The organism is Arthrobacter sp. SRS-W-1-2016, assembly GCF_002009585.1.
Classification (GTDB): Bacteria; Actinomycetota; Actinomycetes; order Actinomycetales; family Micrococcaceae; genus Arthrobacter; species Arthrobacter bambusae_A.
This window is the reverse complement of the sequence record NZ_MTPV01000015.1, coordinates 81,670-108,369: the sequence shown is the minus strand read 5'-3', so window position 1 is coordinate 108,369 and position 26,700 is coordinate 81,670. Positions and strand designations below refer to the sequence as shown.

Sequence of the window (26,700 nt, the reverse complement as noted above, 5' to 3'; positions counted from 1 at the left end):
CGGCCGCCGAACCTCGGAACCATGAAGGTGTAGGGGATACGCAGCGTGGCGCCGACCAGGCTGGGGATCGAGATGAGCCAGAAGATCTGGTTGGTGTCGAATTTGAAGCCTGCAGCCGGGAGCTGGACGACGACGATCGACCAGAGCTGCCAGACGACGAATCCGAGGAACTCGGCGAAGATGGACCAGTACAGGTTGCGCTTGGCAATGGAACGGCCCGCGGCTTCCCACTGTTCCTTGTTCTCTGCATCCCAGTTGGCAATCCAGCGGCCAGGGCGGTGTTCAAGCTCGGGGACGAGGGCGGTGGGCGCCTGCTCGGTGGTGAGGATTTCAGTGCTTCGGTCAACTGTCACGGGGTGCCTCCTTTGTGGGGACGTTGTCCTTCCACGTTAGGGAGAGCGCGTTTCGCGGACCGTCGCGGTGTGTAAACGTGCTGTGACATTCACCTATCGGAGGGGGTCACCCGTGCGTGAGGCGATGGTGAGGTTGTGGCGCGGACCACAGGATGAGACTTTTCGAAGTGTCCGCATACTGGACGTAATTGTCCATTTGCTGGATATCCGGAACTATTATTGAACTCTCAAATAATCTGCCGGCAGGCTCAGGAACGCCGGGCCGGCGTGAACGAAAGCAACCACTACATGTCTTCCATCGCTGCATCCAAGGAAAGCGAGTCAGTCAAGCCGGTCAACTCGCGGGGGCGGGTGATCTTCGCCAGTCTCATTGGCACGTCCATCGAGTTCTACGATTTCTACGTTTATGCCACGGCAGCCGTACTCGTCTTCCCCAAACTCTTCTTCCCGACGGCGGACGAGACCACCCAGCTCTTGAGCTCCTTCGCGGTATTCGGTGTCGCCTTCGTCGCGCGGCCACTTGGCTCCATCATTTTCGGCCACTTCGGTGACAAGTTCGGTCGCAAGGGAACCCTGGTTGCGTCCCTCCTGACCATGGGCATTGCCACGTTCCTGATCGGCTGCCTCCCGACGGCCCAGGTCCCGGGCTGGACCTTCTTGGCACCCACGTTGCTGGTAGTCCTGCGTTTCGCCCAAGGCCTGGCCCTCGGCGGCGAATGGAGCGGCGCCGCGCTGCTCGCAACCGAGAACGCGCCGGCCAACAAACGCGCGATCTATGGGACATTCCCTCAGATGGGTGCGCCGATCGGTTTCATCCTGGCCAACATCATCTTCCTGGTCTTCAGCTACACCTTGACTCCCGAGGCCTTCGCCGCCTGGGGTTGGCGCGTGCCGTTCCTGCTCAGCGCCGTCATGGTGATCCTTGGCCTCTACGTGCGCCTCAAGCTTATTGAAACTCCTGCGTTCACCAAGGTGCTGGAGTCGAACGAAGTAGCCAAGCTGCCCATCGGACGCGTGTTCAAGACAAGCTGGCGCCCGCTCATCCTCGGTACTTTCATCATGTTGGCCACGTACGTGTTGTTCTACCTCATGACCACCTTCACCCTGACCTACGGCACGAAGCCCACCTTGGCAGGCGCGCAGGCCGCAGCGGTGAAGGCCGGAAAGCCCATGACGGACGCGGCCGCCGCGGCGTTCGTCCCGGGCCTGGGCTTCAGCCGGAACGACTTCCTGTGGATGCTGATTGCCGGCGTCGTCTTCTTCGGCATTTTCACCCTGGTGGCCGGTCCGCTTGCCGAAAAGTTTGGCCGCCGCAAGATGCTCCTGGCCGTGACGGCGGGAATCCTGGTGTTCGGCTTGCTCTTCGTGCCGTTGTTCAGCGGCGGCTTCGTCGGGACCATGGCATTGCTGATCCTCGGCTTCACGCTGATGGGCCTTACCTTCGGGCCCATGGGTGCGCTGCTTCCGGAACTGTTCCCCACCAACGTCCGCTACACCGGTTCCGCCGTCAGCTACAACATGTCCAGCATCCTCGGCGCGGCAGTGGCTCCGTTCATCGCGGTCTGGCTCTGGGAATCAGCCAAGGGGAGCACGGTCCTGGTGGGCGTCTACCTCAGCGCCATGGCAGTGTTGACGCTCGTGGCACTGTTCCTGTCCAAGGAAACCAAGGACACGGACTACGAGAACAACGTCGCCTGACCCTGTATTGACAGGCTCGCGATTAACAGGCTCGAGTTAAATGGCTCCGGCCCCGCACCCATGGCTCCGGCCCCGCACCCATGGGTGCGGGGCCGGAGCTCTTTAATTGGGCCCACGCTGCCCGGGTTCCCTGGCCGAGCGAAGCGAGGCTAGGGAGGCGGTGGGTGGGCCCACGCTGCCCGGGTTCCCTGGCCGAGCGAAGCGAGGCTAGGGAGGCGGTGGGGACTAGTCTTCGATCGTCGCGATGACGGCGCCTGCGGAGACGGTTTCGCCTGCCTTGGCCACCAGACCGTGGATGGTGCCGGCCTTGTGGGCAGTGAGGGGCTGTTCCATCTTCATGGCTTCGAGGACCACGATCAGATCGCCTTCGGCAACCACGTCCCCGGCGGCTACCGCCACTTTGACGATGGTGCCCTGCATTGGCGAAGTAAGGGCGTTGCCGCCCGCAACCGCAGCCGTGGCGCCGGCTGAGCGGGAACGCTTCTTGACCTTCGCGCCCTTGGTGCCGGCGCTGGAAGCCGCGGAAACCGAGCCAAGGGTCGCGGGAAGGACAACTTCCAGGCGCTTGCCGCCCACCTCGACGACGACGCGCTGCCGCTCACCGGCGTCGGCGGCTTCTGTCCCGGTTCCGGTGGGTGTCCACGCGGGGACGTTGTTGACGAACTCGGTCTCGATCCAGCGCGTGTGAACCTTGAACGGGCCTTCGGCGGGAGCGAACGCAGGATCGGTTACCACTGCGAGGTCGAAAGGAATGACGGTGGGGATGCCTTCGACCACCATTTCCTCGAGGGCGCGGCGGGAACGCTGGAGGGCCTGTTCACGGGTGGCGCCCGTGACGATCAGCTTCGACAGCATGGAATCGAAGTTCCCGCTGATGACATCGCCCTGCTCGACGCCGGAGTCGATGCGGACGCCGGGACCCGTCGGGTTCTTCAGGGTGCTGATGGTTCCCGGAGCGGGCATGAAGTTGCGCCCCGGGTCTTCGCCGGTGATCCGGAATTCAAAGGAGTGGCCACGGACCTCGGGATCCCCATAGCCGAGCTTCTCGCCTCGGGCAATGCGGAACTGCTCGCGGACCAGGTCGATGCCCGTGACTTCCTCCGAAACGCAGTGCTCCACCTGAAGACGGGTGTTGACCTCGAGGAAGGAGATGATGCCGTCCTGGCCCACGAGGAACTCACACGTTCCCGCGCCCAGGTAGCCGGCCTCTTTGAGGATGGCCTTGGAAGACTCGTACAGTCGCTCGTTCTGCTCAGGGCTCAGGAACGGTGCGGGGGCTTCTTCCACGAGTTTCTGGTTGCGGCGCTGGAGGGAGCAGTCGCGCGTGGAGACCACAACGACGTTTCCGTAGGCATCGGCGAGGCACTGGGTCTCGACGTGGCGCGGGGAATCGAGGAAGCGCTCGATGAAGCACTCGCCGCGGCCGAAGGCGGCAATGGCCTCGCGCACTGCGGATTCGAAAAGCTCGGGGATTTCCTCGATGGTGCGGGCCACCTTGATGCCGCGTCCGCCGCCGCCGTAGGCGGCCTTGATGGCGATCGGGAGGCCGAATTCCTGGGCGAAGGCCAGGATCTCGTCGGCGGATTCGACGGGGTCGGCCGTGCCGGGAACCAGGGGAGCGCCGACCTTTTCGGCGATGTGGCGGGCCTGCACCTTGTCGCCCAGCGCCGAGATGGCGTCCGGGGACGGGCCGATCCAAGTGATCCCGGCGTCGATGACCTTGGCAGCGAACTCGGCGTTCTCGGCGAGGAAGCCATAGCCGGGGTGGATCGCGTCCGCGCCCGACTGCTTGGCGACCTCGATCAACTTGTCCATCACGAGGTACGACTCAGCGGCGGTGTTGCCGCCCAGCGCGTACGCCTCATCTGCCAACCGGACGTGCAGGGCGTCGCGGTCCGGGTCTGCGTAGACGGCCACTGAGGCGATGCCTTCGTCGCGGGCTGCGCGGATAATGCGGACCGCGATTTCGCCTCGGTTGGCGATCAAGACCTTGGTGAGAGGGCTGGAAATGGGCTGCGCCGGATTAGCTGACAAGTTGACTCCTTCTGTCCTTCAGGGAGCCTAGCGTGATTTTGAGGGTTCCGCCCATATTGATGGGGGATTCCGTGTGTGAGACGGCCTGTCTTTGTAGGGTTGCTACAAAGGCCGGAACCGGGCCACCGGCCCGGCCACTTGCCCGGCCACTATTCGCTGGGTATGCCGGAGCCGTTGTGGGTCCAGAGTTCGGTGATTCCGACGTTCGCTTGCCCGAGCAGATCGCGGAGGGTCGAGATGGAGAGCCCGACGACGGCGTGCGGGTCGCCGTCGACCTTGCGGATGAAGGCGCCACCCAAGCCGTCGATCGTGAACGAACCCGCGCAATGCAGGGGCTCGCCGGTTGCGATGTAGGCGTCGATGTCGTCCTCGCTCATCTCCGCGAAGTGGACTTCTGCGCTGGACACGGCACCCACCGTGGCCCCGGTGCCGTCGGCCGTCTCGCCGTCGTTCATGTCCGCTGCGGTGTCGCGGCAGTCCACCAGCCAGTGCCCGGTATGGAGTACGCCCTTGGAGCCGCTCATGCGCAGCATCCGTTCCCTGGCAACGTCCGCCGTGTAGGGCTTGCCGTGCGATTCGCCGTCGAACTCGAATACGGAATCGCAGCCGATCACGAGGGCCCCCTCGGCGTCGGGCAGGGAAGCGACGGCCTCGGCCTTGGCGCGGGCCAGGAGGAGCGCGGTGTCGTGCGCGTCGGTCACCCCGTACCGGGCTTGCACCGCGTCCTCGTCCACGTCCGAGACGAGCACCTCGTGGTGGATGCCGGCGTCGGTGAGGAGCTTGGTGCGGGCGGGGGACTGGGAAGCGAGGATCAATCGGGTCACGGCTCAAGCGTAGTACGCGGGGCCTTTCTCCGACGCTCGCTCACATATGTAGGTGTTTGAGCCGACGCTCGCTCACCCACGTGAGCGAGCGTTTGGGGAAAAGGCGTTAAAGGTGAGCGGGCGTCGGTTCTGGACACAGAACCGACGCCCGCCCAAAGGCAACCAGGCGCTCAGTGCACCAGTTCCTTGGCCTCGCCTGCCGGCGTCGTGCGCTGGAGGTTGGCGCCCTCGACGTCGACGTCGGGCAGGATCCGGGACAGCCAGCGCGGCAGCCACCAGGCCTTCTCGCCCAATAGGTACATCACGGCCGGAACAATCGTCATCCGCACCACGAACGCATCAACGAGCACGCCGAACGCCATCGCGAAACCGAGCGGCCGGACCATGGTCAGGTGGCTGAAGATGAACCCGGAGAATACGCTGACCATGATGATGGCGGCGGCCGTGACCACGGCGGCGGCATGGCGGAATCCGGTCCGGACCGCTTGCTTCGCGTTCTCTCCGTGCATGAACGATTCGCGCATGCCGGAGGTGATGAACACCTGGTAGTCCATGGCCAGGCCGAACAGCACACCAATCAGGATGATCGGCAGGAAGCTCAACACGGCTCCGGGGTTGGGAACGTCGAACACGGTGCCCAGCCAGCCCCACTGGTACACGGCCACCACGGCGCCGAACGCTGCCGCGAGCGAGAGCAGGAAGCCGCCGGTGGCGAGCAGCGGAACCACGATCGAGCGGAACACCAGCAGAAGGAGGACCAGCGACAGCCCGACGACGATTGCCAAGTATGGCGGCAACGCGGCACCGAGTTTCGCGGAGACGTCGATGTTGCCGGCTGTCTGCCCAGTCAGCCCGATGGTGGCGCCCGTGGCCTGCTGGATTTCGGAACCCTTGGCGCGCAGTTCCGAGACAACCTGGACGGTGCTGGCACTCGCCGGGCCGTCCTTGGGGATGACCTGGAAGACGGCGGTGCGGTGGTCCGGGCTGAGGGCTACCGGAACGGCCGCCACGACGTTGTCGACGCTGCGCAGTTTGTCCGCGACGTCGAACTGCTTGGTCTTGGCCTGGTCGTCGCTGAGGCCGTCCGGGAACGTGCCGACAACAACGATGGGGCCGGTCATGCCTTCGCCGAAGCTGGTCCGGGTGAGGTCATAGGCCTTGAACGCTTGCGAGTCGACCGGTTCCGAACCGCCGTCGGGCAAAGCGAGGCGCAGCTGGGAGGCCGGAAGGGCCAGCACCCCGAGCAGCACGACGCCGGCAAGCAGCCAGATCACGGGGTGCCGGGTCACCAGGCCGCCCCACCCTCGGCTGCTTCGCCGCTGGTCCTCGGCACGGTCCGCGGCGGCGTGCTCCGGTTCGGCGTTGTGGTGTTCCGCCTTGGCCCAGGCCCGCTTCGAGATCAGTTTGCGGCCCACCAGCGAGAGGACTGCCGGCGTTAGCGTCAGGGAGACGACGACGGCGACTGCCACCGTCGCAGCGGCCGACACGCCCATGACGGCCAGGAACGGGAGCCCAGGAACCACGAGCGCCGCAAGCGCGATGACGACAGTGAGGCCCGCGAAAAGGACGGCGTTGCCCGAGGTACCCGTGGCGAGCGCCACTGATTCCTCCGCGTCCATCCCCGAAAGCAATTGTCCGCGGTGGCGGTTGACGATGAAGAGCGAGTAATCGATTCCGACTGCGAGGCCCAGCATGAGCGCGAGCATCGGGGAAATGGAACTCATGTCGATGACGCCGGTGAGGGCAAACGTTCCGCCGACACCAACGGCCACGCCGATGATCGCCATCAGGAGGGGCAAGCCCGCGGCGACGAGCGTTCCCAGCATCACGATGAGGGCGATCGCAGCCACCGCGATGCCGAGGATTTCGGAGACACCGAACAACTGCGAGACGTCCTCGGTGATTTCCTTGCTGGCCAGGGCCGTGACACCGGCCGACGAGACTCCGTGGACGATGTCCTGGACCTGCTGCCGGACGGCGGGGGTCAGGCCATTGATGGAGGTCTTGAACTGGACCTGGGCAATCGCAGCTTTACCGTCCGTGGAGACGAACCGCATGCCTTGGGAAGCTGTCACCTGGCGTTTGGCCAAGGCAAGCGCGGCGGCGCCGTCGGTGGCTTGCTTCTGTCCGGCGTCGAGCTTCTGGCGCCCGGCCAGGAGCTCGGCCTTTTGCGGGGCAAGTCGGGCCTCGATCTGGGCTGCCGGCATGCCCGCAGCGGTCATTTGCTGCTCGGCAGCCTTGAGTTGGGCGTCGCCCGCGTCGAGGGTGGCGCGGGCCTTGTCCAGCTCAGCCTGCCCGGCGGCCGCCTTCTGTTCCCCGGCGGCAAGGTCGGACGGCGCCTTGTCCAAGGTGGCTTGGGTTGTGAAGGGGTTGACCGTGGACTGCACATCCGGCAGCTTTTCCAGCTGGGTGAGGGCCGACGCAATGGCGTCCTTGCCGGCTTGGTTGAATCCGGCGTCGCCGGCTTCGAAGACGATACCCGCGGAACCACCCGAAGAGGCCGGAAGGTCCTTCTTGAGCTTGTCCAGCATCTGCTGGGTCTCTGTGCCGGGGATCTGGAAGTTGTTGGACATGGTGCCGTGGAAGGCAGCGGCGGAGCCGCCGACGGCCACGAGCACGGCCAGCCAGAGGGAGATCACCAGCCAGCGGTGACGGTAGGAGAACTTGCCAAGACGGTAGAGCAGGAGTGCCATATCGGAACCGGTCTTTCGGTGTGTGGTTATGCCGAGTGGTGGGGATCAGCTGCGGGCTTGATTGTGCGACGCCGGGCTTCGAGGGGCGGGTGCCGTGAAGCCTGAACCGAGAAGACTGATCGCGTCGATCAAGTGCTGCCGCAAGCTTGCGAGGGATTCGGGGGAAAGATCCGGGCCGTGTTGTTCGAACCAGACGCTCATGGCTGCCTTGCCGCAGGAAATGATGGACCCGGCCAGGGCTCGCAAATAGAGCTCGTCGACACCCGGACCGAGGCGGAGACGGGCGGCATCGATGATCTGCGTGGTGCAGTGTTCCCAGGCTTCGAGTTCGGAGCGCACCAAAGCCCGGTTGTCGTGGGTCAGGCTGAAGAGCTCGGCCATGGGGGAGACCGTCATCGGGTCAGCCAGCGCCATGAGGGCCGCCCGGGCCGAATCGAGGATGGGTTCGTCCGAGGGGCGCAGCCGGAATTGCTCCAGGGCATGGTCCAGGAAGCCTTCGGTGACGGAGGCCAAGGCGGCTTCGAGGCTGGGAAAGTAGTTGAAGAAGGTACGACGGGATACGCCGGCCGCTTCCGCGATGTCTTCCACCGTGAAGTTGCCAACGCCCTTGCTGCGCAACATGGCGAGGGCCGCGTCCGCAATCGCCTGGCGGTTGGCCAGTTTGTTCTGTTCCCGGCGCGAGGGGAGGGCGGTGGTGTCGGGGGTTGTCACGTACTTACACTAAGTGCAACTTTGCACTCAGGGCAAGTTAAATCTCCGGTGAGGCCTCGTGTGCCTGGGACGCGGCCGACGTCGCGGGCTGCCCTGATTGCTCGGATGCGGCTTGCTTGGATGCGGCGCTCGTCAGGTAGATCGACTGGCCTGTGGCGCCCGGCTCGCCTTCGGCCAGGGGAATGGCGAACACCGCGGTGCCGTAGGCGCACACTTCTGTCCAGTTTCCGCCCATCTCGGAGGTGTCGAAGCGCATGGCGACGATGGCGTTGGCGCCCCGCTGCTGTGCCTCGTTGACCATCCGGGCCATGACTTCCTGGCGGCTTTCATAGAGCGCCTTGGTCATTTCGGGCAGTTCGCCGCCGCCGAGCGAGCGGAAACCAGCCATCACTTGGGCGCCGAGATCCCGCGAGCGGACGGTGAGGCCCATGACTTCGCCGAAGACGGCGTCGATCCTATGGCCCGGAATCTTGTTTGAGGTGACAATCAGCATGGACAGAGCCTATCCAGAATCCACCTCTGTTAATACGACAAATCCCCGGGGCATTTCCCGGGGATTTGTCCTTGCGATAGTGGGCCGCTGTTAGGCCTTGTCAGGCCCCGGCGGCAGCGAGTTCCCTAGGCTCCTCGCTTGTCTCCCCAGACTCTGTCTCCGCCGCGAACGCCGTTCCCTTGCGGGGCGCGTTATAGAGCGATTCGTCCAGGATTCCTTGCCGCTTGGCGACGATGGCCGGAACCAGCGCCTGTCCGGCCACGTTGACCGCCGTGCGGCCCATGTCCAGGATGGGGTCGATCGCCAGGAGGAGTCCGACGCCGGCGAGCGGCAGTCCCAGCGTGGACAGGGTCAACGTGAGCATCACGACGGCGCCCGTGGTGCCCGCCGTTGCAGCGGAACCAAGGACCGAAACCACCACGATCAGCAAGTACTGGCTGAAGTCCAGGTTGATGCCGAAGAACTGGGCAACGAAAATCGCAGCGACGGCCGGGTAGATGGCCGCGCAACCGTCCATTTTGGTCGTGGCGCCAAGCGGCACGGCGAAGGACGCGTAGCCCTGCGGAACGCCGAGGTTGCGTTCGGCGACGCGCTGCGTGAGCGGCAATGTGCCGATCGAGGAACGTGAGACGAACGCCAACTGCACGGCGGGCCACACGCCCGAGAAGTACTGCTTGACGGACAGTCCGTGGCTCTTGATCAGGATGGGGTACACGACGAAGAGCACAAGGGCCAGGCCTGCGTAGATGGCCACCGTGAACTTGCCGAGCGAACCGATGGTGTCCCAACCATAGACCGCGACGGCGTTGCCGATCAGGCCGATGGTGCCCAGCGGGGCGATGCGGATGATCCACCAGAGGACCTTCTGGATGACGGCCAGGGCGGAAGCGTTGAGGTTCAGGAACGGTTCGGCCTGCTTGCCGACCTTGAGGGCTGCGACGCCGACCGCGATGGCGATCACCAGGATCTGCAGCACGTTGAAACTGATCGAGGTGCTGGCAACGCCGTCCGTGACGCTCGTGCTCGCGCCGATTCCCAGGAAGTTCTTGGGGAAAAGACCCGTCAGGAACGCCCACCAGTCCCCGGTCTTGCCGGCATACTCGGCCTTCTTGGTGATGCCGGTGCCGGAGCCCGGCTGCAGGAGCACGCCAAGTCCGATGCCGATCGTCACGGCGATGAGCGAGGTGATGGCGAACCAGAGCAAGGTGTTCCATGCCAGTTTCGCCGCATTGGATACCTGGCTCAGGTTCGCGATGGAGCTCACCACTGCAGTGAAGATCAAGGGCACGACGGCGGTCTGCAGGAGCGAGACGTAGCTCGAGCCGATGGTCTGCAACGTGGTGCCGAGTCCGTTGGGAGCCTTCGTAGTGCTACCGGTGGCTTTGGCCACGAGGCCGAGGGCCAGGCCGATCACCAGGGCCGCGATGATCTGGACGCCGAAAGACATTGCCCACTTGGGAAGCCGGGACGAGGTCTTTCCGGCGGAAGTCAAAGTGTTGGATGAATTGCTCACCGGAACAAACTAGGCCCCGACAAATACCACCGCGAGCCGACGTTGAGAAATGTTACATTTCCAAATTCGAGCCGCCACTGTACAAGCCTGCTAATTCGCCGTCAATCCACCCGTTTATGAAGTTATTCCCGGACGGAATGTGGGGAATATCTCGTACGTCTCAGCCCATCTGACTCGCATTTGTTGTCGTTCTGAGCCTCCAAAACGACAACAAATGCGAGTCAGTTGGGCTACCCCAGCAGTGCCCTGCGAAGCGTATCCAGGCCAACAGAGCCGATGTTCAACGCATCCGTGTGGAAGGACTTCAGGTCGAATCCGTCGCGGCGTTCGAGTTCAGCCCGGATTTCTTCCCACAGCCGCTGCCCCACCTTGTACGACGGCGCCTGGCCCGGCCAGCCGAGGTACCGGGTGAATTCGAACTGGAGCTGGCCTGCACTGATCGGAAGGTTGGCCTTGAGGAATTCGAAGCCCTTTTCCGAGGTCCAGGTGCCGCTGCCCCAACGTTCCGGAACCTCCAGCTCGAGGTGGACGCCGATATCGAACACGACTCGGGCGGCACGCATGCGCTGCATGTCCAGCATGCCCATGTGGTCGCCCGGGTCCTTGAGGTAGCCAAGCTCCAGCATGAGCTTTTCGGCATAGAGGGCCCAGCCTTCGCCGTGACCGGAGACCCAGCAGACGTTGCGTCGCCAGTTGTTGAGGAGCTCGCGGCGGTAGACGGCGGTGGCCACCTGGAGATGGTGGCCGGGGACGCCTTCGTGGAACACCGTGGTGGTTTCGGCCCAGGTGGTGAAGGTGTCCTCGCCGGAGGGGACGGACCACCACATGCGGCCTGGCCGGGAGAAGTCGTCGGAGGGACCCGTGTAGTAGATGCCGCCTTCGTCCGTGGGGGCGATACGGCATTCGAGAGTCTTCATGATGTCCGGGATGTCGAAGTGCACGTCGGCAAGTTCGGACACCGCGCGGTCGGAGAGGTCCTGCATCCAGGCTTTGAGGGCATCGGTGCCCTTGATTTGCCGTTCGGGATCGTTGTCGAGGATGGCTTTGGCCTCCTCGATGGACGCGCCGGGCTTGATTTGTTCGGCCACCCGTTCCTGTTCGGCAATGAGCCTGTCGAGTTCCTGCACGCCCCACGCGTACGTTTCTTCCAGGTCCACGGTAGCGCCGAGGAAGGAACGCGAGGCCAGTGCGTAGCGTTCGCGGCCCACGGCGTCCTTTTCGGGGGCGAAAGGCAGAAGCTCCGCCTCGAGGAAGGCGGCAAGGCGCAAGTAGGCGGACCGCGCGACGGCGGCACCGGCGTCGAGCATTTCCTGCAGTTCCGCCGGCAGCGGCTGGCCGTCGACCGAGGCTTCGGCGGTGAGCTTGGCGAAGAAGCCGTCTTCGGCCGCGTACTTGGTTGTCTGTTCGATCACGATCTTCACCTGGCGGACCGCGGAGACTTTCCCTGCGTCCCTGGCCGAACGAAGGGACACGATGTACCCGTCGATCGCTTCCGCCACGTTGGCCGCGCGGCCGGCGATGTGCTCCCATTGCCCGGCCGTCTCGGTGGGCATGAGGTCGAAGATCGAGCGGATGGTTTGGGCCGGAGACTCGATATTGTTCAGGTCCGCGGCGTCCCAGCCGGATTCGTGGATCTCGAGGGCCAGGCCGAGCCGTTCCTGCATTGCGTCCAGGGTGACGACGTCGGAGGCGTCCGTGGGTTCGAGGGCCGCGAGCTCGTCGAGGGTATGGCGTGCTGCCTTGGCGAAGGCCGCAGCCCCGGCAGGCGAGAAGTCCTGGTACTCGGTTTCGTGTCCGGGCAGGCCGAGGGTGGTGGCGAGGCTCGGGTTGAGGGCAAGGAGCGTGTCCGTGTAGGCGTCGGCGACCGCGTCGATGGCAGTCTGGAGGCGTGCCGGAACTGTGTTAGGAGTAGTCACCCCACGAGCCTAACCGCGCCCGGTTATTTGTGAAAGGGTTGTTGCAGAAGATCCGAAGGCCAACCCAACTGACTGGCATTTAATGTCGTTCCGGGCCTTCAAAACGACATTAAATGCGAGCTAGTTGGGTTACCGCGGAACTTAGCCCCGGCTGCGTTTCCAGGCGCCTGGTCCCGGCGTGGGGTCCATACGCAGTTGCTGGCGTCGCAGCCAGTGGCGGGTGCTCGGCTTTGGAGCTTCGGCTTCCTCGCGCGATCCGAGGGAGGCGACGACGGCGGCAAGCGCCGCGAGCTCTTCCGGCGTCGGGTCTCCCTTGACCACCGAAAGCAACGGCTCGGCGGCCGCCGGGTCCGTGGAGTGTGGAACGTTCTGTACGGCGCTCACAGGGGGATGTTTCCGTGCTTCTTGGCGGGCAGGCTGGCGCGCTTGTCGCGCAGGGCGCGGAGGCCCTTGATGATCTGGATGCGGGTCTCCGACGGTGCGATGACGGCGTCGACGTAGCCAAGCTCGGCCGCCTGGTAGGGGTTGAGGAGTTCTTCCTCGTACTGGCGGATGATCTCGGCTCGCTTGGCTTCGACGTCTCCGCCGGCCTCGGCGACAGCGGCAAGATCGCGGCGGTACAGGATGTTGACGGCACCCTGGGCACCCATGACACCGATCTGGGCCGTAGGCCAGGCCAGGTTGAGGTCGGCTCCAAGCTTCTTGGAACCCATCACGATGTACGCTCCACCGTAGGCCTTGCGGGTGATGACCGTCAGCTTGGGCACGGTGGCCTCGGCGTAGGCGTAAAGCAGCTTGGCTCCGCGGCGGATGATGCCCTGGAATTCCTGGTCCTTGCCGGGCAGGAAGCCGGGGACGTCCACCAAGGTGATGATGGGGACGTTGAAGGCATCGCAGTGGCGGACGAAGCGGGCGGCCTTCTCCGAAGCGGAGATGTCCAGCGTGCCGGCGAACTGCATCGGCTGGTTGGCCACGATCCCGACCGTGTGGCCTTCAACCCGGCCGTAGCCGATGATCACGTTGGGGGCGTAGAGCGACTGCATTTCAAGGAAATGGGCGTCATCAACGATCTGCTCGATGACCTTGCGCATGTCGTAGGGCTGGTTGGCCGAGTCCGGGATCAGCGTGTCCAGGGCGAGGTCGTCGTCGTCGAGCTCAAGCTCCTGCTCGTGCTCCAGGACGGGGGCCTCGGACAGGTTGTTGGACGGCAGGAAGTCCAGGAGCTCGCGGACGAATTCGATCGCGTCGGCTTCGTCGCTGGCGAGGTAGGTGGAGGTGCCGGTGGTGGCGTTGTGTTGGCGCGCCCCGCCGAGGGTTTCCATGTCCACGTCTTCGCCGGTGACGGTCTTAATGACGTCCGGGCCGGTGATGAACATGTGGGAGGTCTTGTCCACCATCACCACGTAGTCGGTGAGGGCGGGGGAGTAGGCCGCGCCGCCGGCGCACGGGCCCATGATGAGGGAAATCTGCGGGACGACGCCGGAGGAGTGGACGTTGTTGCGGAAGATATCCGCGAACATGGCCAGCGAGGCGACGCCTTCCTGGATGCGCGCGCCGCCGCCGTCGTTGATGCCCACCATCGGGCAGCCGTTGCGGAGGGCGAATTCCTGGACCTTGACGATCTTTTCGCCGTTGACCTGGCTCAGGGAGCCGCCGTAGACGCTGAATTCCTGGCTGTAGATGGCCACGAGGCGGCCGTCCACAGTGCCGTAGCCAGAGACGACGCCGTCGCCAAGGGGCTTCTTCTTCTCCATGCCGAACGCGGTGGAGCGGTGGACGGCCAAGGCGTCGAACTCGACGAAGGAGTCTTCGTCGAGGAGCATCTCGATGCGTTCGCGGGCGGTGTTCTTGCCGCGGGCATGCTGCTTCTCGATGGCTTCGGGGCCGGAAGGTTGTTCTGCACGGGCCTGGCGGTCGCGGAAGTCGGCAATCTTTCCCGCTGTCGTTGTCAGATCGTGGCTCATCAAATGTCTCCGGCTCTGTAGCTGATTTACGCTGGCACTGCTTTGTTAGGCATGCGCTCTTAAGTAGCATCCGTACAAAGTGCGGGCCCTGTTGGCTAGTCTAATGACGCAAAAGCCACAGACCGCTGTAGAAACCCTACAATTTTCCGACTTCAAGTCGAGCATCAAGCAATGTTACTCACCGGTAACATCGTTGGGCTACAGTGTCCTCATGACCTCAAGCAACGATGCTTCTGCAAGCCCTGCCCTTCCCTACCAGGCGCGTGGATCACTGAAGGGCCGCACCATCCTGATGTCCGGCGGGAGCCGCGGCATCGGCTTGGCAATCGCCACGCGCGCGGCCCGCGACGGCGCCAACATCGTCATCATGGCCAAGACCGGAGAACCGCATCCCAAGCTGCAGGGAACGGTCTTCACTGCCGCTGAACAACTGGAAGCAGCAGGCGGCCATGCACTGCCTCTCGTAGGGGACGTCCGCAACGACGGCGACGTCGCCGCGGCGGTTGCCGCCGCCGTCGAACGCTTTGGCGGAATCGACGTCGTGGTCAACAACGCCTCGGCGATAGATCTCTCCCGCACTGACGCGATCGACATGAAACGCTATGACCTCATGCAGGACATCAACGTCCGCGGCACCTTCCTGCTGTCCAAACTCGCGCTCCCGGCCCTGCGGAAATCGGGCAACGCCCATATCCTGACGCTCTCGCCGCCGCTGAACCTCGACCCTAAATGGGCCGGCATGCACTTGGCGTACACCATGGCCAAGTACGGCATGAGCCTCACCACGCTGGGCCTGGCCGAGGAACTCAAGAACGACGGCGTGTCCGTCAACTCGCTGTGGCCATGCACGCTGATCGACACCGCTGCCATCCGGAACATGCCGGGCGGAGCACAGATCGTGCAAGCCGCCAGGGGATCGGACATCATGGCCGACGCTGCCCACGCAGTCCTGACCGGAGCAAACCTGGGCAATGGTTCGGCTATTAATACAGGCAATTTCTACACCGACGAAGAAGTGCTCAGGGCTGCGGGTGTTTCGGACTTCAGGCCCTACAGTCTGGGGGCCGCGGAGGAGAAGCTGGTGCCGGATATCTTCCTCTGAGCGGACAACTTCTTCCGGGACCGGCCTGGCTGGATAGGATTCTGTCTATGGACGTCGAACAGCCTGCCAGCAGCGAACCACGTGCCCCGCGCCCGGGCCTGGACCGTGATGCCCTGCTCCACCCCGACTTCCTCGCGGCCGCCGGCATTTCGCAATTGCAGATCGTGGAGACCACCGGCTCCACGAACGCTGATCTGCTGCGCGCCGTCACCACGGAGCCGAAGGAATGGGCCGATCTCGCGGTCCTCACCGCCGAACACCAGACGGCGGCCCGGGGCCGTCTCGACCGTCATTGGGAGTCTCCCGAACGTTCGGCGATTTCCGTTTCGATTGTCCTGCGTCCCGTCAATGCGCAAGGCCTGCCCGTGCCCACGCAGAGCTACTCCTGGCTGTCCCTCCTGGGCGCGCTGGCCTTGCACGATACCCTCCTGGAAACCGCCGGCCTGCCTGCCGAGATCAAGTGGCCCAACGATGTCCTCGTCCGAGGCAAGAAGATTGCCGGCATCCTGGCCCAGATGGGGCCGATGGGGGACGGGTCTGTTCCAGCCGTGATTCTGGGGACCGGCCTCAACGTGACGCTCGGCGAGGATGAATTGCCTGTCCCGACCGCCACCTCCCTCTTGCTTGAGGGTGCAAGCACCACGGACCGCACCGTTCTATTGCGGAACTACTTGTCCCGCTTCGGGACGCTCTACCGCAGCTTCTGCAATGCCGACGGCGACCCGACAGCGGGATTGGCGGGCGGCGCTTCCCTGCACAAGCGGGTGGAAGCCGTCATGGTCACCTTGGGACGCGAGGTGAAGGCTCATTTGCCCGGCGACCACGAGTTGGTGGGGCATGCGTCCAGATTGGATGAGTATGGTTCCCTTTTGGTGGTGGACCACGGTGGTCGCGAGCACGTCGTGACCGCCGGTGACGTCGTCCACCTGAGGGCTACCGAAAGCGGTTATGCGTAAAGAGCTCCTGCGTGGGGAGCAAGTCATCGTGATCACGCGGCAGCAGCCCAGGATGCTCTTTGGTCCCGTCCTGGCCTTCATCCTGGTCCCTGCCGCGGCAGCGTTCGCCTGTGCCTGGATAGTCAAGGGCGGGCCGGGCAAGCTGCTGCCGGTCATCACAAGCGACTGGACCCAATGGTTGGTCACGGCGTGCCTGGTGATCGTGGCAATCGTGCTGCTCGGCTACAGCCTCCCGCGGTTCATCCGCTGGCGCGGCATCCGGTACATCCTCACAAGCGGCCGGATAGTTGCCCGTTTTGGAATGCTTCGCCGCGGCGACTGGCAAGTGCCGTTGGCCGCGGTGCGCGGGGTGGGCATCAAACAATCGCTGCTCCAACGGATATTGCGCTCCGGGAATATATCCTTGGATACCGGGCACCCCGGCGAGGCGGTCCTCGCGGATGTTCCGGAGGTCGGCAAGTTCCGGAGTTTCATCATGGATGCCATGGCCGAGCTTCCGACGAGTGTCGGATTCGGCTCCGGCCCGGTGCCGGGATCCGGCGATTTTGACGGTTTTGCTGAGTACCCGGATGCCGCGTTGCCCTGGGATATGAGAGAAGGTGGAAGAGATGAGCGTTGACGAGCAGGAGCCTGAGTACATGGACCACGAGCCCGACGCCGTGCCCGAACCTTCCGTGGACCAAGCAGCAACGGGGGTCCTCCCCGTCGTTTCCCCTCCCACCGGCGCCCTGTCTGCGGAACGGGTGGCTATCAAAGCCCTTGAAACCAGGCTTTTGGGCGGCGAACGCAAACTCCGTCGACGCGAAGTGGCGGCCGGCGCAGGCGTTTCGCTTTTGTCAGCCCGCAAACTCTGGCGGGCGCTGGGTTTCCCCAATTTCGGCGACCAGGACGTGGCGTTCACCGAGCGCGACCTCGGGGCGCTGTCCACCATCCTTGACCTTGTCCGCGCCGGAAAGCTCACCGAAGAAGCTGCCATTTCCGTGACCCGCGCCATCGGCCAGATGACCGACCGCATGGTGGTGTGGCAAGTCGAGGCGCTCATCGAAGACATGGTGGTGCAGCAAGGCATTCCCGATGCCGTTGCACGCAAACAGTTGGTCAACGAACTGCCCAACCTCGTGGATGCCATGGAAGAGATCCTGTTGTACTCGTGGCGCCGCCAGATGAACGCCGGTGTGCAGCGCCTGGCCGTCCGTGCCGAGGCCGGTCTGCAGGCCAGCGAGGCCGGCCGCGAAGGGGACGAAGACGACGCACCGTTGCCCTTGGCACGCGCCGTGGGTTTTGCCGACCTCGTCTCCTACACGAGCCTGTCGCGCCGCATGAACGAGAAGACCCTGGCGCAGTTGGTCCAGCGCTTCGAGAACAAGTGCGCGGAAATCATCTCCATCGGTGGCGGCCGCCTCGTCAAGACGGTCGGCGACGAAGTCCTCTATATTGCCGAGACGCCGGCAGCGGGAGCTGAGATTTCCTTGGCGCTCGCCCAGGCCTTCACCGAAGACGAGATCCTCCCGGAAGCCCGCGTGGCCATGGTCTGGGGACGCATCCTTTCCCGTCTCGGCGACATCTACGGCCCCACCGTCAACCTGGCGGCCCGCCTGACGGCCCTGGCTGAACCCGGCACGGTCCTGGTGGACGAGATGACGGCAGCAGCGCTGGGCCAGGACGAACGCTTCGTCCTGGTTCCGCAGACAGCCGAAAACGTTCGTGGTTTTGGGGAAATTCTTCCTGTCCGGCTTGCCCGCGGGCTTGGCAAGGGACTGGTCCTCGACTGATGAGTCCACAGTCCGCAGCGCCCACCCCCAAGCCGGGATTCACAGTGACCTGTGGCTACGGGACGGATCGTGGACTCAGCCGGGAACTCAACGAAGATTCGCTCATCGCAGTGGACCCGGTCTTCGCGGTAGCCGACGGCATGGGCGGGCATGAGGCAGGCGAGATTGCCAGCGCGTTGTGCGTACAGACCCTTGGCAACATGTCGCAATTGGCGGCGGGCGTACGATCGGCGACGGCCGTCGTCGTGCAGAAGTGCATCCTTGCCGCCGACTCCGAGATCCGGAATGCCACGGGTGGCCGGGCCGGAACAACGCTGTCCGGAGTGGTTGTCGCGGAGCATATGGGCGTCGCGTATTGGCTGGTCATGAACATCGGCGACTCGCGGACGTATCGCTTGAGCGGGGGCGAATTCACGCAGATCAGCGTGGACCATTCGGAAGTCCAGGAACTTGTGGAGGCCGGAAGGATCACGCGTGAAGAAGCCACAGTGCATCCGCGCCGCCACGTGGTGACCCGGGCCCTCGGGACCGGCGGCGAAAACGAAGCGGACTTCTGGTTGTTGCCCATCCAGGACGGCGACCGGATACTGGTCTGCTCGGACGGACTCACCGGCGAGTTGGGCGACGAGCACATGTTCCGGATCCTGAGCACTACGGAAAAGCCCCAGGACGCGGTGGATGCCCTCATCAAGGAGGCGTTGCTGAGTGGCGGGCGGGACAATATCACCGCGATTGTGGTGGATGCCAGGACCTCGTAGAACGACGCCGATGGAGCCCGCACCGGCTCCCGTCGACGGCGATTTCGGGGAACGGGATTTGCGACACGCCCGGACTATGTAGGAAGATTCCGGTCAATACCACCCCAACTCCGGGCGGCCTGTGCCGTCCTGCAGAGGTAAACATGACACAACGCTCCTCCGCGCGCTCTGGCGGCGCGACCCGTGCCGCCGTGCGACGCCCGTTCTCCGTTGCCCTCGCGGGTATTGCCATGGCTGTAGTGATGTGCGCTTTCCCGTTGCTTTCGGCCCACGCCGAGACCCTCGTGGCTCCTCAGAATAGCCAAACCACCCCGGCCCCGTCCCCGGACCCGGCTCCGGATCCTGCTCCCGACATGGCTCCACCTGCAAAGCCTCCGGCGCCGTCTCCGCCCGCGCCGGTGGTTCCGGCACCCGTCGTCGTACCCGTTCAACCCGCCCCGGTGGCGCCCGCGCCCGCCGCACCCGCGCCCGCACCCGTGGTGACCGTCGAACCGGAACCCAGCATGGCGCCGTCGGAGGCTCCTGTGGACTCCAGCCCGGCGACCCCGACGGACACCCCGACGACGAGCAGCCCCTCGCCGTCGGCGTCGTCCAATTGGAATACCCCCATCCAGGACGGGCTCAAGGCCACCCAGGCTGCCGCGGTGAGCAATGCCAAAGGGCCGGGTTCGGACATGTTCGCTGTGATCGCCATTATGGGCGCCGTGCTTTTGGTGGCGGCCGGCGGAATTGCCTTCGCGTTGTGGAGCCGCCACCGCTTCACGCACTGATTCCAGCTTGTGGTCCCTTCTTACCGTCCGGGAGCCCTATCTTCCCGTCCCTTCTTACCGTTCGGGAGCCCTATTTTGTCGCGGCTTTGCGGCAAGATAGGTACGTGAGCACAGCAGAGAGCGAAACCGCAGTTCCAACGGAAGCCGTACGGGAAGAGTACGAAAACCTCGCAGACCTCGTCCGCAAGTACCGCTATGCGTACTACCAGGAAGATGCCCCGACGGTTTCGGACGCCGAGTTCGACTCCCTCTACCGCCGCCTCGAGGAACTCGAGGCCCTGCATCCCGAGCTCGTGTCCAACGATTCTCCCACGCAGGAAGTGGGCGGCGAGGTTTCGGCCGCGTTCGCGGCCGTCGAGCACCTGCAGAGGATGTACAGCCTGGAGGATGTCTTCTCGCTGGACGAGCTGGAAGCGTGGGTCCGCAAGGCCGAGGCTTCGGTCGACAAGCTGGGAACGGCGGCCTCCCGCATTGCCTGGCTGACGGAACTCAAGATCGACGGATTGGCAGTGAACCTGCTCTACCGCGACGGCAAGCTGGTGCGTGCCGCCACGCGCGGAGACGGCACTACGGGTGAGGACATCACCCACAACGTGCTCACCATCAAGGAGATCCCGCGCCAGCTCAGCGGCAGCGGGTTTCCGTCCGAGGTGGAAATCCGCGGCGAAGTCTTCATTCCGTCCAAGGCTTTCGCGGAATTCAACGAAGCGCTGATCGAGGCCGGCAAGGCGCCATTGGCAAATCCCCGCAACGCCGCAGCCGGCTCCCTGCGCCAAAAGGATCCCGCGGAAACCGCCAAGCGTCCGTTGCGGATGTTCGTCCACGGCATCGGTGCGCGCGAAGGCCTCGATTCCACCAGCCAGTCGGAGACGTACAAGATGCTCGAGGAATGGGGCCTGCCGGTCAGCCCCTACCTGAAGGTCCTGGACTCGTTCGAGGAGGTCCTGGACTTCATCAAGCACTTCGGCGAACACCGGCACGATCTCCTGCACGAGATCGACGGCATCGTAGTCAAAATCGACGACTTCGCCACGCAGCGTGCCCTCGGTTACACCTCACGCGTGCCACGTTGGGCCGTTGCCTATAAATACCCGCCGGAGGAAGTCCACACCAAGCTGCTGGACATCCAGGTCAACGTTGGCCGCACGGGCCGCGTCACCCCGTACGGGGTGATGGAACCGGTCAAGGTGGCCGGATCCACCGTGGAGATGGCCACCCTGCACAACCAGGATGTGGTCAAGGCTAAGGGCGTCATGATCGGTGACATCGTGGTGCTGCGGAAGGCCGGTGACGTCATTCCTGAGATCGTTGGGCCCGTCTTGGCCCTGCGCGATCAACAGGATCCTCCCGTTCGCGAGTTCGTGATGCCCACGGAATGCCCCTCCTGCCACACGCCCCTGGCTCCGGCGAAGGAGGGCGACGTCGATATCCGCTGCCCCAACGCGAAGTCCTGCCCGTCCCAGCTGCGCGAGCGTATCTTCCACGTGGCGAGCAGGGGCGCCTTCGACATTGAGGCTCTTGGGTGGGAAGCAGCCATCGCGCTCACCCAGCCCGAGGAACCGGAAACTCCGCCGCTCCGCAGCGAGGCGGCCTTGTTCAGCCTCACGCCGGAGGACCTCGCCGAGGTCCGCATCCGCCGCGAGAAGCGCTCCAAGGGCGTAGGCACGGGAACGTTCGAACTGGTGCCCTACTTCTATTCCAAGACCACCGCCAAGACCCCGTCCAAACCCACAGCCACCACGGACAAACTGTTCAAGGAGCTTGAGAAGGCCAAGACGCAACCACTGTGGCGCGTCCTTGTTGCCCTGTCCATCCGGCACGTTGGCCCCACGGCGTCCCGGGCCCTGGCCACGGCACTGGGCAGCATGGAAGCCATCCGTGCCGCGTCCGAGGAGGAACTGGCCAACGTCGACGGGGTGGGCCCGACCATTGCCGCGGCACTCAAGGAATGGTTTGCGGTCGACTGGCACCAGGAAATCGTTGATAGCTGGGCGGCCGCCGGGGTGCGCATGGTTGACGAGCGCGACGCCGGCATCCAGCGGAACCTGGAAGGCCTCACCATCGTGGTGACGGGTTCGTTGCCCACGCTGAGCCGCGACGAAGCCAAGGAAGCCATCATCATCAGGGGCGGCAAGGCCGCCGGCTCGGTTTCGAAGAACACCAGTTACGTCGTGGCCGGCGAGAACGCGGGCTCCAAGCTGGACAAGGCAGAGCAGCTCGGCATCCGGGTGTTGGACGAGGACGGTTTCAAGGCATTGCTCGACGGCGTCCTGGAACCTGCCGCTGGCGCCGCACCGGATGACGAGGGCGCCGCCGTCGCTCTGGCGGCCGCTACCGCTGCGGAAACGGAATCCTCCGAATGACGGCCGATGCCTTGGACCTTCTCGCCGTCGCCCGCGCGGCAGCTGCGGCAGGAGCGGAGGTACTTGCCGCCCGGCCAGCCGGGCCCAACTCGGCGGGGAGCCTCGGCGTCGTGAACAAAGGCGACGCCGGCGATTGGGTGACGGCCTTCGACGTCGCGGCGGAGAACGCTGTGCGGGCCGCGATTACGGCTGCCCGCCCGCATGACACCATCACGGGCGAAGAGCACGGCACCACCCGGCCCGATCAGCCGAGCGGCTACCGATGGTCGATCGATCCGCTCGACGGCACTACCAACTTCATCCGCAACATTGTTTATTACGCCACGTCCGTGGCCGTTGCGGATGCCGACGGCGTCTGGCTGGCCGGTGTCGTCAACGCCCCCGCGCTGGGGCGCATCTACTCTGCGGCACGTGGCCACGGAGCATGGCTTGAGGAAAACGGGCAGCGCCGCCAGCTGAGCGGACCGCTGCTGGGGCGCACGGGACTGATCGTGGCCTCCGGGTTCAGCTACGATCCCGCCACGAGGGCCGAACAGTTCGCCGGGCTCGGCAACCTGATGGAGGGCTTCGCCGATCTTCGCCGGCTCGGCTCCGCAGCGTTGGATCTCTGCCTCGTGGCCGATGGAACCCACGACGCCTTCGGGGAACGCGGGCTCAACGAACACGACTACGCGGCGGGCGCGTTGATCGCCGAGGAAGCAGGATGCTGGGTCCGCCGGCCACGGCTGACCAGCCCGCTTGACGGCGGCCCCACTGACGCGGACCGCCTTGAAGCGTGGACCTGCGCGGGAACCCTCGAGCTCTCGGGCAAGTTCCCGCTCTAAGGTCGTTCTGGCCGTTCGGGGCGTTCGGCCGCGCCAGCCTGGTGAAACCTTGCTCGACATGTTCAAACGCTCGCTCACATATGTGGGGTGTTCCGCCGTCGCTCGCTCACTTGTTTCTGAGCGGGCGTTGGGTGGAACGGTCTTGTTTCTGAGCGGGCGTTGGGTGGAACGGTCTTGTTTCTGAGCGGGCGTTGGGCCCAGGGGTGATAGTTCGGTCACGGAAACGCTGCTTTGGCGTCCCGGCCCCCGCAGACCCGACTACCATGGATCAGTGCATTCGCAGATTACCGTCCGTCCCGCCCTGCCCGAAGACTACGACGCCGTAGCCCGTATCACGATGGCGTCTTACGTGACCGCTGGCTATTACGGCAGCCCGGACCACCCTTACTTGGAGAAGCTGCGCGACGTGGCTGGGCGCGCCCGGTACGCCGACGTTTTCGTCGCCGAGCGCGATGGCCGGATCATCGGTTCCGTTACGTCGGCCAAGGCCGGAGGCGATTTTTCGGACATTGGCCTTCCGGACGAACTCGAAATGCGCACCTTGGTAGTGGATCCGGAGGTTCAGCGCTCGGGTGCGGGACGCGCGCTCGTGCAGGCGGTCGTCGACCAAGCCCGCTCCATGGATGGCATCAACGCCGTTTCCCTCACCACGGGCGCAACGTGGGAAAGCGCCAACGCCCTTTACGCCAAGACCGGATTCGAGAGGGAACCGGAGCGTGATTGGTTTGTTCCCGGGACCGACATAAAACTGTTCGTTTACCGGCAGGATGTCCGCCAGCCATAAAGTTTCCTCGTAACCCCGGCTATCGGGCCGGGTGCGGAAACTGAGAAAGGCGCGGCATGCGCAAGACATTCGGCACGGGCTCGGTCTGGGAACAGACCCTTGGATATTCCCGTGCGGTCCAGGTGGACAACACGCTCTTCATTTCGGCCACGGCGGCGTCCGGGCCTGATGGCATCGTCGGCGACGACTTCTACTCGCAGACCAAATACATCCTCGAAAAACTGGGCGCGGTCCTGGCTGACGCCGGGTTCGACTACGAGGACGTCGTGCAGTCCAAGCTCTACCTGACCGACATCAGCAAGTGGGAAGACGCCGGCCGCGCGCACGGCGAGGTGTTCGGCGAGATCCGGCCCACCCTTTCCCTGGTCCACGTCTTGCCGTTCCTCGACCCGGAAATGCTGGTCGAAATCGAACTGGTAGCCCAAAAGAGCGCCTAAGCAGCCCAACTGACTCGCAGTAGGTGTCGTTTTGACGCCTCATAACGGCATCTACTGCGAGTCAGTTGGGTTGGCGGCCACTTGGGTTGCCGGGCTAGTTTGGGGAGAGCCGCGCGGGGACGCCGTAGCGGTGTTCCGGGCGGCCGGTGCTCCCGTAGCGCAGTTGGATCTCGACGGCGCCATCGTCGGCGAGCGAGGACAGGTAGCGTTGCGCCGTGGCGCGCGAGACCCCCACGCGTTCCGCCACTTCGGTGGCCGAGTATTGTTCCCCCGGTGCCAAGGACTCCAGCACCGATGCCTCGGTCGCGGAACGCGGCTTTCCCGACGGCGCGACGTCACCGGCGATGAGCGCCCGCTTGGCCCGTTCGATCGTGTCCTGGTCCACGGCGTGCTGCCGGCCGAGAAGACGCCGGTATCTGGCATAGGAACGCAATTGCTGCGACAGTGACTCGGCGGTGAACGGTTTCAACAGATACGCCAGGGCCCCGCGACGCAATGCTGTCCTGATGGACACGGCGTCGGACGCTGCGGTCAACATCATGGCATCGACGTCGAGTTGCCCCAGCAGGTCCAGGCCCGAACCGTCCGGCAAATAAACGTCCAGCAACACGAGGTCCGGCCGCAGGCTATGGACGGATTGCAACGCCTGCGCCGTGGATCCCACCGGGGCCAGGGCCAGGAAACCGGCCACGGAGTCCACGTAGGCGGCGTGGAGCTTGGCGACGTGGAAATCGTCATCCACAATCAACACCCTGAAGTCTTCGCTCACGGCTGTCCTTCCTTGGGTTCGGCTGCCGGTGGGGGTTCGGTTGCGGCTTCCGCCCGAGGGGCATCGTCCGGTGCTCCGGTCACCTTCGGCATCGTGGCCATGAAGACGGCGCCTGGCCCGCCGGGCGAGCCTGCCTCGAGCACGCGCACGTCACCACCGCGACGCCGGGCGAGTTGCCGGACTAGCGCGAGGCCGAGTCCCTGCCCACCCGCCCTGGCGATGCCGCTTTCGGCAGGCTCCGCCGTCGTGAACCCCTCCACGAAAACCTTTTCCGGATCGACACTGCCTAGGCCGTCGCCGGAGTCAGCGACGACGATGTGCAGCGTGCCGCCGTCGGGCCCCGGTTCGTCGAGCAGCTCAAGCTCCACCCAGCGTTGCGTCGAAGAGCCGGCGACCGCGGCGTTGACGGCATTGTCGATCAGGTTGCCAAGCACCGTGGTGACGTCCTGCGGTTCGGTGACGTGTTCCCGTACCAGCGTCTCCGGGCCGATCCGCAATGCCACCCCTCGCTCGTCCGCCTCCACGCTTTTCGCGCCGACGAACGCCTGCAAATACGGATCCTGGAGGAGCTCGGCTTGCTGCACGGGAAATTTCAGAGGCCCTGTGGCGGAGATCCTGGCGAGATAGTCCTTGGCCTGGCCGTGTTGGCCGATGCTCATGAAGCCGGCGATCGTGTGGAGCTGGTTCGCGAATTCGTGGCGCTGGGCCCGGAGCGCGGCGGACATGGTGCCTACGGCGTCGAGCTGGCGTGTCAGCTGCTGCAGCTCGGTGCGGTCCCTGAGCATGACCACCCAGCCGAGATCCTCTTTGCGGTGCAGCGCCTTGCGGGCGTTGGCAACCAAGACGCGGCCGCCCGCGACGATTTCCACGGCTTCGGCGTCGTGCGCAGAGGGTTGGGTGAGGGCCTTGAGCTGCGCCGGGACGGGTGCCCCTTCCCAGCCGGTGCCCGCCGCTGTGGGGGAGCCGGGAGTCTCCGAGCCTTCCGGCATGCCCAGCAACCGCCTCGCCGCGGCATTGAAGACCGTGATGCGGCCATCGGCGGAAATGCCGATCACGCCGTCGTCCACGCCTTGAAGCACGGCCACTTGGTCGTGTACGAGGGTGCTGATTTCTTCGGGCTCGAGGCCCAGGGTCAGGCGTTGCAAACGGCGGCGGAGGAGGAACGACGCCAGGACGCCGACCAGGAGGGAACCCGCCGCGGTCAAGGCGATGGGAACGATGTCCTCGGCAAGGCTTTGGCCGAGCGACTCCATGGAGTAGCCGACGCTGACTTCGCCCACCACGGTGGTTGTGGAACCCGGGGCGAATACCGGGACCTTGGCCCCCGCGGACGCTCCCAGGGTGCCGGTGTTCCGGGTGGTGACTTCCTTCCCGGAGAGGGCGTCCGAGGGATCGGTGCTGACCCGTTCGCCGAGCCGGACCACGTCCGGGTGCGCCAACCGCAGGCCGGTTTCGTCGGTGACCACCACGAACAAGGCCCCGGTGCGGTTCCTTGCAGCCTCGGCGGCCGCTTGGATGGGACCGGCCGAGAGAACCGTGGCGGGTGGGGTTCCCTGCTCTTTGCTGATGGCTTCGACCTGGGAACGCATCGCCGGATCCGAGGCAACGGTGCGCGCCAAAGTCAGTGCCTGGTTTTCTGCCTCCGTGCCGATCCGGCCGTAGACGAGCCATGCGTGGACGGTGCCGCTGAGCAGCACCACCAGGACAACGACGCCGAGCTGGAGGAGCAGGGTCTGCGTCGAAAACCGCAGGGCAAGCCTGGGCATGCTGCCTCCTTCCGGCGGGGAACGGCCGGCTGGAGCGGGGCAGCAGCGGCGCTGTACTTCTACGTCTACCTCTCCATTGAAGCATTGAGCACAATGAGCAAAATGCTCTCAATCAGCAGTATGTCGATCAAATCCCACAAACGCCTTGCTCCGAGCGTGGCCACTATACGTTCTGTATCGCGCATCACATCGACGTGATG

General features: G+C 64.7%; 21 protein-coding genes and 2 pseudogenes. 11 read left to right on the top strand and 12 right to left on the bottom strand.

Annotated elements, in window-relative coordinates; genetic code table 11:
• Positions 1 to 329, bottom strand: a pseudogene (locus BMF89_RS04350) (MFS transporter); the annotation flags it as partial.
• A 312-nt stretch (positions 330 to 641) separates the two neighbouring features.
• Between BMF89_RS04350 and BMF89_RS04345 the strand changes: the two are divergent.
• Positions 642 to 2,051 (top strand): MFS transporter, encoded by a 1,410-nt coding sequence (locus tag BMF89_RS04345; protein WP_078105852.1) that lies wholly within the window; start codon positions 642 to 644, stop codon positions 2,049 to 2,051.
• Between the two features lie 225 nt (positions 2,052 to 2,276).
• Here BMF89_RS04345 and BMF89_RS04340 read toward each other — a convergent pair whose 3' ends face one another.
• The 9 genes from BMF89_RS04340 to BMF89_RS04300 form a co-directional block, all read right to left on the bottom strand.
• Entirely contained in the window at positions 2,277 to 4,085 is a 1,809-nt protein-coding gene (locus BMF89_RS04340; protein WP_078105841.1) for a biotin carboxylase N-terminal domain-containing protein, read from the bottom strand.
• A gap of 149 nt (positions 4,086 to 4,234) precedes the next feature.
• Positions 4,235 to 4,909, bottom strand: coding sequence for a Maf family protein (locus BMF89_RS04335; protein ID WP_078105840.1), 675 nt, complete (start codon positions 4,907 to 4,909; stop codon positions 4,235 to 4,237).
• 170 nt (positions 4,910 to 5,079) lie between these two features.
• Positions 5,080 to 7,602: an MMPL family transporter gene (locus BMF89_RS04330; protein WP_078105839.1), complete on the bottom strand. Its 2,523-nt coding sequence runs from the start codon at positions 7,600 to 7,602 to the stop codon at positions 5,080 to 5,082.
• Between the two features lie 45 nt (positions 7,603 to 7,647).
• Positions 7,648 to 8,313, bottom strand: coding sequence for a TetR family transcriptional regulator (locus BMF89_RS04325; RefSeq protein WP_078105838.1), 666 nt, complete (start codon positions 8,311 to 8,313; stop codon positions 7,648 to 7,650).
• A 37-nt stretch (positions 8,314 to 8,350) separates the two neighbouring features.
• Entirely contained in the window at positions 8,351 to 8,806 is a 456-nt protein-coding gene (locus tag BMF89_RS04320; protein ID WP_078105837.1) for a YbjQ family protein, read from the bottom strand.
• 100 nt (positions 8,807 to 8,906) lie between these two features.
• The gene (locus BMF89_RS04315) at positions 8,907 to 10,319 is read right to left on the bottom strand and encodes a dicarboxylate/amino acid:cation symporter (RefSeq protein ID WP_078105836.1); all 1,413 of its coding nucleotides are present in this window, start codon (positions 10,317 to 10,319) and stop codon (positions 8,907 to 8,909) included.
• Positions 10,320 to 10,549: 230 nt separating this feature from the next.
• Complete coding sequence (locus tag BMF89_RS04310) at positions 10,550 to 12,235, bottom strand: DUF885 domain-containing protein (protein WP_078105835.1); 1,686 nt, start codon at positions 12,233 to 12,235, stop codon at positions 10,550 to 10,552.
• 141 nt (positions 12,236 to 12,376) lie between these two features.
• Positions 12,377 to 12,619, bottom strand: a complete 243-nt coding sequence (locus BMF89_RS04305; RefSeq protein ID WP_253190694.1) for an acyl-CoA carboxylase epsilon subunit — start codon at positions 12,617 to 12,619, stop codon at positions 12,377 to 12,379.
• On the bottom strand, positions 12,616 to 14,199 hold the full coding sequence (locus tag BMF89_RS04300; RefSeq protein WP_078105834.1) for an acyl-CoA carboxylase subunit beta: 1,584 nt from the start codon (positions 14,197 to 14,199) through the stop codon (positions 12,616 to 12,618). The genes BMF89_RS04305 and BMF89_RS04300 overlap by 4 nt, the downstream gene beginning before the upstream one ends.
• 211 nt (positions 14,200 to 14,410) lie before the next feature.
• Between BMF89_RS04300 and BMF89_RS04295 the strand changes: the two genes are divergently transcribed.
• The 10 genes and pseudogenes from BMF89_RS04295 (at position 14,411) to BMF89_RS04250 (ending at position 23,965) form a co-directional block, all read left to right on the top strand.
• Positions 14,411 to 15,301, top strand: coding sequence for an NAD(P)-dependent oxidoreductase (locus BMF89_RS04295; RefSeq protein ID WP_078105850.1), 891 nt, complete (start codon positions 14,411 to 14,413; stop codon positions 15,299 to 15,301).
• Positions 15,302 to 15,348: 47 nt separating this feature from the next.
• Positions 15,349 to 16,257 (top strand): biotin--[acetyl-CoA-carboxylase] ligase, encoded by a 909-nt coding sequence (locus BMF89_RS04290; protein ID WP_078105833.1) that lies wholly within the window; start codon positions 15,349 to 15,351, stop codon positions 16,255 to 16,257.
• Positions 16,250 to 16,876 carry a PH domain-containing protein gene (locus BMF89_RS04285; RefSeq protein ID WP_078105832.1) on the top strand — a complete coding sequence of 209 codons (627 nt, stop codon included), beginning with the start codon at positions 16,250 to 16,252 and terminating at the stop codon, positions 16,874 to 16,876. The genes BMF89_RS04290 and BMF89_RS04285 overlap by 8 nt, the downstream gene beginning before the upstream one ends.
• Positions 16,866 to 18,029 (top strand): adenylate/guanylate cyclase domain-containing protein, encoded by a 1,164-nt coding sequence (locus BMF89_RS04280; RefSeq protein ID WP_078105831.1) that lies wholly within the window; start codon positions 16,866 to 16,868, stop codon positions 18,027 to 18,029. Before BMF89_RS04285 ends, BMF89_RS04280 begins: the two co-directional genes overlap by 11 nt.
• A pseudogene (locus BMF89_RS04275) lies at positions 18,029 to 18,784 on the top strand (protein phosphatase 2C domain-containing protein); the annotation flags it as partial. The gene BMF89_RS04280 and the pseudogene BMF89_RS04275, both read left to right, overlap by 1 nt.
• Before the next feature lie 146 nt (positions 18,785 to 18,930).
• Positions 18,931 to 19,557 carry a hypothetical protein gene (locus BMF89_RS21520; RefSeq protein WP_139359534.1) on the top strand — a complete coding sequence of 209 codons (627 nt, stop codon included), beginning with the start codon at positions 18,931 to 18,933 and terminating at the stop codon, positions 19,555 to 19,557.
• A gap of 86 nt (positions 19,558 to 19,643) precedes the next feature.
• Complete coding sequence (gene ligA / locus BMF89_RS04265) at positions 19,644 to 21,920, top strand: NAD-dependent DNA ligase LigA (protein ID WP_078105828.1); 2,277 nt, start codon at positions 19,644 to 19,646, stop codon at positions 21,918 to 21,920.
• A complete protein-coding gene (locus BMF89_RS04260) occupies positions 21,917 to 22,744 on the top strand; it encodes an inositol monophosphatase family protein (RefSeq protein WP_078105827.1) in 828 nt (275 codons plus the stop codon). The genes ligA and BMF89_RS04260 overlap by 4 nt, the downstream gene beginning before the upstream one ends.
• 271 nt (positions 22,745 to 23,015) lie before the next feature.
• Positions 23,016 to 23,528: a GNAT family N-acetyltransferase gene (locus tag BMF89_RS04255; protein WP_078105826.1), complete on the top strand. Its 513-nt coding sequence runs from the start codon at positions 23,016 to 23,018 to the stop codon at positions 23,526 to 23,528.
• A 56-nt stretch (positions 23,529 to 23,584) separates the two neighbouring features.
• Entirely contained in the window at positions 23,585 to 23,965 is a 381-nt protein-coding gene (locus BMF89_RS04250) for a RidA family protein (protein ID WP_078105825.1), read from the top strand.
• A 94-nt stretch (positions 23,966 to 24,059) separates the two neighbouring features.
• On the opposite strand, the gene BMF89_RS04245 is transcribed toward BMF89_RS04250, so the two are convergent.
• Together BMF89_RS04245 and BMF89_RS04240 are read right to left on the bottom strand one after the other, a co-directional pair.
• Entirely contained in the window at positions 24,060 to 24,734 is a 675-nt protein-coding gene (locus BMF89_RS04245; RefSeq protein ID WP_078105824.1) for a response regulator, read from the bottom strand.
• Positions 24,731 to 26,500 (bottom strand): sensor histidine kinase, encoded by a 1,770-nt coding sequence (locus tag BMF89_RS04240; protein ID WP_171983391.1) that lies wholly within the window; start codon positions 26,498 to 26,500, stop codon positions 24,731 to 24,733. The genes BMF89_RS04245 and BMF89_RS04240 overlap by 4 nt, the downstream gene beginning before the upstream one ends.
• Between the last annotated feature and the right edge of the window lie 200 nt (positions 26,501 to 26,700).

Coding starts and splice junctions, on each gene's coding strand:
- BMF89_RS04345 (WP_078105852.1), top strand. CDS start 642: ATGTCTTCCATCGCTGCATCCAAGGAAAGCGAGTCAGTCAAGCCGGTC.
- BMF89_RS04330 (WP_078105839.1), bottom strand. CDS start 7,602: ATGGCACTCCTGCTCTACCGTCTTGGCAAGTTCTCCTACCGTCACCGC.
- BMF89_RS04320 (WP_078105837.1), bottom strand. CDS start 8,806: ATGCTGATTGTCACCTCAAACAAGATTCCGGGCCATAGGATCGACGCC.
- BMF89_RS04300 (WP_078105834.1), bottom strand. CDS start 14,199: ATGAGCCACGATCTGACAACGACAGCGGGAAAGATTGCCGACTTCCGC.
- BMF89_RS04295 (WP_078105850.1), top strand. CDS start 14,411: ATGACCTCAAGCAACGATGCTTCTGCAAGCCCTGCCCTTCCCTACCAG.
- BMF89_RS04290 (WP_078105833.1), top strand. CDS start 15,349: ATGGACGTCGAACAGCCTGCCAGCAGCGAACCACGTGCCCCGCGCCCG.
- BMF89_RS04285 (WP_078105832.1), top strand. CDS start 16,250: ATGCGTAAAGAGCTCCTGCGTGGGGAGCAAGTCATCGTGATCACGCGG.
- BMF89_RS04280 (WP_078105831.1), top strand. CDS start 16,866: ATGAGCGTTGACGAGCAGGAGCCTGAGTACATGGACCACGAGCCCGAC.
- BMF89_RS21520 (WP_139359534.1), top strand. CDS start 18,931: ATGACACAACGCTCCTCCGCGCGCTCTGGCGGCGCGACCCGTGCCGCC.
- BMF89_RS04260 (WP_078105827.1), top strand. CDS start 21,917: ATGACGGCCGATGCCTTGGACCTTCTCGCCGTCGCCCGCGCGGCAGCT.
- BMF89_RS04250 (WP_078105825.1), top strand. CDS start 23,585: ATGCGCAAGACATTCGGCACGGGCTCGGTCTGGGAACAGACCCTTGGA.
- BMF89_RS04240 (WP_171983391.1), bottom strand. CDS start 26,500: ATGCCCAGGCTTGCCCTGCGGTTTTCGACGCAGACCCTGCTCCTCCAG.